The 1,863-nt window shown below is 34.4% G+C and carries 3 protein-coding genes; all 3 read right to left on the reverse strand.

Features of this window, described 5'->3' with window-relative positions; genetic code table 11:
* Positions 1 to 256: 256 nt before the first annotated feature.
* The 3 genes from MLE14_RS22155 to MLE14_RS22165 all read right to left on the reverse strand — a co-directional run bounded on the left by MLE14_RS22155 (position 257) and on the right by MLE14_RS22165 (position 1,692).
* Positions 257 to 643 (reverse strand): VOC family protein, encoded by a 387-nt coding sequence (locus MLE14_RS22155; RefSeq protein WP_243300532.1) that lies wholly within the window; start codon positions 641 to 643, stop codon positions 257 to 259.
* A gap of 94 nt (positions 644 to 737) precedes the next feature.
* A complete protein-coding gene (locus MLE14_RS22160) occupies positions 738 to 1,016 on the reverse strand; it encodes an ArsR/SmtB family transcription factor (protein ID WP_243300530.1) in 279 nt (92 codons plus the stop codon).
* Between the two features lie 220 nt (positions 1,017 to 1,236).
* Complete coding sequence (locus tag MLE14_RS22165) at positions 1,237 to 1,692, reverse strand: hypothetical protein (RefSeq protein WP_243300531.1); 456 nt, start codon at positions 1,690 to 1,692, stop codon at positions 1,237 to 1,239.
* Between the last annotated feature and the right edge of the window lie 171 nt (positions 1,693 to 1,863).

Genomic DNA, 1,863 nt, shown 5'->3' on the forward strand with positions numbered 1-1,863 from the left:
TTTTCTTTTTTTAAAAGAGAAAAAGCGAAGTTTATTTGTCATGCCCAAAATCTGCTTTGGTTTAGACAACTTACGTTTTAATTTCCAATTCATTTGATTTTGGTGCTTGACATATTACCACTGGGCTTAAATATGTAAAACCCCGACCTACAAATAGGACAGGGTTTACATTCGTTGTATAAATTTTGACATAACACTTCACAGTCTTAGACTTACCAATAGTGTCATTTAGAAACTTGGTTCGTTCGTCAGAATGTTACTTCTGCTCTATCAATTGAATAAGGTTTCCGCATGTATCGTCGAAGACAGCTATTGTGATTTCGCCCATTTCTGTAGGTCCCATAGTAAACTTTACGCCTTTTTCTACTAATCTTTTGTACTCTTTGCGAATATCTGCAACCCCAAACATTGTTACTGGAATGCCATCAGCAAAAAGCTTTTGTTGATACTCTTTGGCAGCAGGGTGTTCATTAGGTTCGAGTAAAAGCTCCGTACCGTCTTGTTCATCAGGAGAAACAAGCGTTATCCACCTATATGCTCCGCTGGGAACGTCATGCTTTTTTACAAAGCCCAGTGTTTTTGTATAAAACTCTAATGCTTTGTCTTGATCTTGAACGAATATACTAGTAATAATGATTTTCATCATGTTTTGGCCACCTTTATATTTGCAATCTATGATTCTTTTCTAACAATTTGGCTGAATAGACAAACTCATACATTCGTCATTAGTAATAAAATTAATCTACCCATCCTTTCAGCAAATTTTTAAGTGGATCTTTGTTAAACATAAGTACTCGATATTTTCCCTTTCGTTTTGATATTACGAGCCCTGCATCTTCCAAGGTATTAAGATGTTTAGTGATTGCCTGTCGAGTAATGGGAAGGTTGTGTTTCATAACGAGACGTGCTGTAAGTTCATACAACGTTAGCTCATTGCGTTCGGAAAGTTCATCTAATATAAGCCTCCGAGTCGCGTCGCCGAGTGCTTTGAATATAGCGTCTTTGTCCCAATCCATATGTCGATTATATGCAACTCTACAGTTGCTTGTCAAGTGTAGGCAACTGTAGAGTTGCATAATAAAGGAACCACATCATACAACCCTTAAAATCACATAAAAGCAGTATGAACTATTACGGGAAAATAAAAATTCCTAGCACTTTCTTATGAAACTATACTGCACCGTTAGCTTCATTGTTTGACTTATTGTACCAGTTACTTGCACATCGTTTTCACAACTAATCTCTGTTCAAATCATTTAAGGCTTTTTGAATTTCATCGTCAAGTTCAACTTTCATACTTCGGTCAAGTTCATGCACATAGAAAATTAGTACATTTTTAACTTCATAAAAATTATAAGAAACGACATTTGATGTAGCTGTTTTATTACGAAAATCATTCAATCCCTTTTCTCTTTCTTTACTTGAATCAAAGACATATATCAATATTTTTTTTCCATCCAATTTATAAGCAGCAGGTCTGATCCTATTAAGTTTCATTCCAAAAATGTGATTATCGCTAACTTTATCTTCTACCAATTTTAATTTCTTTTCTTCAAAAGAAGAAAGCACTTCTTCTAATGTAATACCTTCAGAATTTGCTACTTGGCAGGCTGACAATATCAAAAATATTGAGATAAGGATAAAGGCAATTTTATTCATATACCCCCCTAAAAAGACTTTAAACTTCTCCATAAACTTCCCCCTTACTTGATAGCATTGAAGCAATTAAACCCATTTATAAATGCTAATTTAAGAGTGTACATAAATGACTGTTTAAGAATGTACAGTTTGCTCATTGCGCTGCATAATATTCTTGGGGTGAATATTGTGCATATGCAAATCAAAGTAAATACAGATATCGAA

This window comes from Bacillus litorisediminis (genome assembly GCF_022808645.1).
Classification (GTDB): domain Bacteria; phylum Bacillota; class Bacilli; order Bacillales; family JC228; genus Bacillus_BF; species Bacillus_BF litorisediminis.

What these genes read in the sequence shown, in the direction of transcription:
- MLE14_RS22155 (WP_243300532.1), bottom strand. Translation starts at nt 643, where the DNA reads ATGAAAATCATTATTACTAGTATATTCGTTCAAGATCAAGACAAAGCA.
- MLE14_RS22160 (WP_243300530.1), bottom strand. Translation starts at nt 1,016, where the DNA reads ATGGATTGGGACAAAGACGCTATATTCAAAGCACTCGGCGACGCGACT.
- MLE14_RS22165 (WP_243300531.1), bottom strand. Translation starts at nt 1,692, where the DNA reads ATGGAGAAGTTTAAAGTCTTTTTAGGGGGGTATATGAATAAAATTGCC.